The 3,392-nt window shown below is 61.6% G+C and carries 5 protein-coding genes; all 5 read left to right on the top strand.

What is annotated here, in order from left to right:
* Positions 1-201 precede the first annotated feature (201 nt).
* On the top strand, positions 202-591 hold the full coding sequence (gene tnpA / locus QCM77_RS45450; RefSeq protein WP_007591026.1) for an IS66-like element accessory protein TnpA: 390 nt from the start codon (positions 202-204) through the stop codon (positions 589-591).
* On the top strand, positions 588-935 hold the full coding sequence (tnpB, locus tag QCM77_RS45445; RefSeq protein ID WP_007591027.1) for an IS66 family insertion sequence element accessory protein TnpB: 348 nt from the start codon (positions 588-590) through the stop codon (positions 933-935). Before tnpA ends, tnpB begins: the two co-directional genes overlap by 4 nt.
* A 72-nt stretch (positions 936-1,007) precedes the next feature.
* Positions 1,008-2,621, top strand: coding sequence for an IS66 family transposase (gene tnpC, locus QCM77_RS45440; RefSeq protein WP_280097076.1), 1,614 nt, complete (start codon positions 1,008-1,010; stop codon positions 2,619-2,621).
* The gene (locus QCM77_RS45435; RefSeq protein WP_280097077.1) at positions 2,621-2,914 is read left to right on the top strand and encodes a hypothetical protein; all 294 of its coding nucleotides are present in this window, start codon (positions 2,621-2,623) and stop codon (positions 2,912-2,914) included. The genes tnpC and QCM77_RS45435 overlap by 1 nt, the downstream gene beginning before the upstream one ends.
* Before the next feature lie 69 nt (positions 2,915-2,983).
* Positions 2,984-3,307 (top strand): IS1096 element passenger TnpR family protein, encoded by a 324-nt coding sequence (locus QCM77_RS45430; protein ID WP_280097078.1) that lies wholly within the window; start codon positions 2,984-2,986, stop codon positions 3,305-3,307.
* Positions 3,308-3,392: the final 85 nt, after the last annotated feature.

Genomic DNA, 3,392 nt, shown 5'->3' with positions numbered 1-3,392 from the left:
AGGGCAACAATATTGCTAGTCTCGTTCATGGCGTATCGCTCTCCTTGAGAGGTTCTGGCAGGCTCGACACCCGCCTCGATACGCCGCCTATCTCATTCCGTCATCACCCACTTTCCCGCATAGCTCCCGGGGTGGGCCGCCTTGTTGAGTTGCAGGTATCCGACGAGGATCTAGCTTTAAGGCTAGCCTTAAGGTCGGTAGATGCGGGTAGAGGTCCTAGGCGGGGTTGAGCGTCGTCGTCGCTGGTCTCGCGACGATAAGATGCGGATCATCGAAGAGACGCTGGCGCCCGGCGCGGTTGTGACGGAGATCGCGCGGCGGCACGGCATTTCGACGAGTTTGGTGTTCACGTGGCGGCGGCGGGCGCGCCTGGCGAGTGTCGTTTCGGCGGGACCGAAGCTTGTCCCTGTTCAGCTCACCCCGGGTGCGACCGAAAGCGTTCCATCGATTGAAGCCCCAGCGGTGATTTCGCCCCGGAGGCGCCGGGGCCTGATCGAGATCGAACTCGGTGGCGGCAAGCGTGTCAGCGTTGACGAGAACGTCGATGCTGACGCGTTGGGGCGGGTCCTTGATGTTCTGAGCCGGCGATGATCCCGATACCGGGTGGCGTCAGAGTCTGGATCGCAACCGGCCACACCGACATGCGTCGCGGCATGCAGGGTCTGGCTTTGCAGGTTCAGGAGAGCCTGAAGCGGGATCCCCACGCCGGAGATCTCTATATCTTCCGAGGCCGGCGTGGCGATTTGGCAAAGATCCTCTGGCATGACGGGATCGGGCTGTCGCTCTATGCGAAACGCTTGGATCGCGGAAAGTTCATCTGGCCTTCGGCGTCAGGTGACGCGGTGTCGATCTCGGCGGCGCAGATGGCGTACATGCTCGAAGGGATCGATTGGCGCAATCCACAACTGACGTGGCGGCCGACAAGGGCGGGATGAGCGAAGAAAAATGTGGAAACCCGCGTATTTTGGGGTGCCGCAAATCACTAAAACTATGATTCACTTCGTCTCATGGATGCTGATCGCGCCGCTCTTGCCGAAGAAAACGCCGCGCTGAAAGCGGAGCTGGCGGTAGCGCGGGCAAAGGCGTCGGAGGACGCCGCGCTGATTGTGCAGCAGACCTTGCGGATAGCGAAGCTCGAGCGCCAGGTTTACGGCCAGAAATCGGAGCGCTCGGCGCGGTTGATCGACCAGCTGGCGCTTACCTTCGAAGAATTGGAAGCTAACGCGACGGAAGACGAATTGGCGGCGGAGCAGGCAGTCGCCAAAACGACTACGGTTGACGGATTTACGCGCAAGCGCGCTGAGCGCAACACGTTCCCAGACCACCTTCCGCGCGAGCGGGTGGTGATCGATCCGCCGACGGCGTGCGAATGCTGCGGCGGCAATCGCTTGCGCAAGCTCGGCGAAGATGTGACCCGAACGCTGGAATCGGTGCCGCGTCAGTGGAAGGTAATCGAGACGGTGCGCGAGAAGTTCTCTTGCCGCGACTGCGAGAAGATCAGCCAGGCACCGGCGCCATTCCATGTGATCCCGCGAGGGTGGGCGGGGCCGAGCCTGCTGGCCATGCTGCTCTATGAGAAGTTCGGCCAGCATCAGCCTCTGAACCGGCAAACCGAGCGTTACGTGTTGGAAGGCGTGCCGATCAGTCTGTCGACCGCAGCCGACGCCGTCGGAGCGTGCTGCACGGTATTGGAGCCGCTGTTGCGTCTGTTGGAAGCCCACGTCATGGCATCCGAACGCCTCCACGGCGACGACACCACCGTGCCCGTGCTGGCCTTGGGCAAGTGCGATGTCGCTCGATGCTGGGTCTATGTAAAGGACGACCGCCCCTTCGGCGGCTCAGATCCGCCGGCGGCAATGTTCTATTACTCGCGCGATCGAAGGGGCGAGCATCCGCAGGCGCATCTGGCCAACTATAGCGGTATCCTGCAGGCCGACGCCTTCGGCGGATACACCAAACTCTACGAGCCCCCGCGAAGTCCTGGGCCTATCAGGGAGGCGGCCTGTTGGGTGCATGCCCGGCGCCCGTTCTTCGCCATGGCGGATCTTGAGGAAAACGCGCGACGTAAGGCTGCTGGCAAGAAGGAGATCGCCCTCTCGCCGATTGCGATCGAGATCGTGCGTCGCATCGACGCCCTCTTCGCAATCGAGCGCACGATCAATGGCCAAGGCGCCGACCACCGAGAGGCTGTCCGCCAGGCGCAGAGCGCTCCGTTGGTTGCCGATCTGGAAGCCTATATGCGTGAGCAGTGCGCCAAGCTCTCCCGCGGTCACGATCTGGCCAAGGCCATGAACTACATGTTCAAGCGCTGGGGCTCCTTCACACGCTTCCTCGACGATGGCCGCGTCTGTCTCTCGAACAACGCCGCCGAAAGAGCGCTGCGCGGCATCGCATTGGGCAGAAAGTCTTGGTTATTCTGCGGGTCCGACCGCGGAGGGCGTCGTGCCGCCGCCATGTATAGCCTCATCGTCTCTGCGAAGATGAACGACGTCGATCCTCAGGTCTGGCTTGCCGATGTACTCGCTCGCATCGCCATCCACCCCGCCCACAGGCTCGATGAGCTGCTGCCCTGGAACTGGAAGATTGCGCAACAGCAAGGCCTCGCGGCGCAGGCGGCTTGATGGGGCCCGTCAACAAAGTCAGCCACGTGTTTACCCTCGGCCATGTCGCCGAGATGCTTGGAGAAGACGAGGAATGGCTGTTCGAGGTCGCCGAAGAAATGGACCCCGAGGACGGCCAGCTATGGGTCGTGGGCGTCGGTGAAGATGGGGTGATGGCGTTCACCGATGAGGGGATCGAGAACCTCAAAGAGCTGATCGCAATCCACAAAGAGGGCCCTAGCATCATCGAAAAACGCCGCCAAGTGCTCGCTGCGACGATGAAGCCGAAAACCGAGGAGTCCGACGAGCTCTAACGGTTAACTGGAAAGATCAGCGCGCTGCGGCCTACCGCGTCTACCGCGTAGGGTTACCAGCTGGGATCTGTGATCAAGCTCGAAAAATGGTTCGACAACACGTCGACGGATGGTCTTCCATTCTTGCTCGAGGTCGCCGGTCGTTGTCCTCCGGAAGATGTCGACGGTGCGCCAGGCTATGCCGAATATCTCGATGCCATCGGTGACCCCGCCCATCCGGAGCACGAACAAATGCGTCTCAGGGGCCCGGAGCGGTTTGGTCCCAACGTCGTCGACCGCAAGGCACTCGAGGCCGCCGTCATCGCTTTGTTCGACAAGTGGAAGCCGCGGCGTCGCGTCACCCGGTCAAAATGTAAGCGCTTAGCCGGAACCCTTGCTTCGGGATATGGATAACTATGCGAAGAAGCGTCCGGCTTGGACGGAGGTTTGTGATGGGATTGGACAGCGAAAAGGACGTCCATTCGGACGGCCCATCGGC

Origin of the sequence: Bradyrhizobium nivariense (genome assembly GCF_029846695.2) — a bacterium.
Classification (GTDB): domain Bacteria; phylum Pseudomonadota; class Alphaproteobacteria; order Rhizobiales; family Xanthobacteraceae; genus Bradyrhizobium.
The sequence above is the reverse complement of the archived record's forward strand: the minus strand, read 5'-3'. Positions and strand labels throughout refer to the sequence as shown.

What these genes read in the sequence shown, in the direction of transcription:
- tnpC (WP_280097076.1), top strand. Translation starts at nt 1,008, where the DNA reads ATGGATGCTGATCGCGCCGCTCTTGCCGAAGAAAACGCCGCGCTGAAA.
- QCM77_RS45435 (WP_280097077.1), top strand. Translation starts at nt 2,621, where the DNA reads ATGGGGCCCGTCAACAAAGTCAGCCACGTGTTTACCCTCGGCCATGTC.
- tnpA (WP_007591026.1), top strand. Translation starts at nt 202, where the DNA reads ATGCGGGTAGAGGTCCTAGGCGGGGTTGAGCGTCGTCGTCGCTGGTCT.
- tnpB (WP_007591027.1), top strand. Translation starts at nt 588, where the DNA reads ATGATCCCGATACCGGGTGGCGTCAGAGTCTGGATCGCAACCGGCCAC.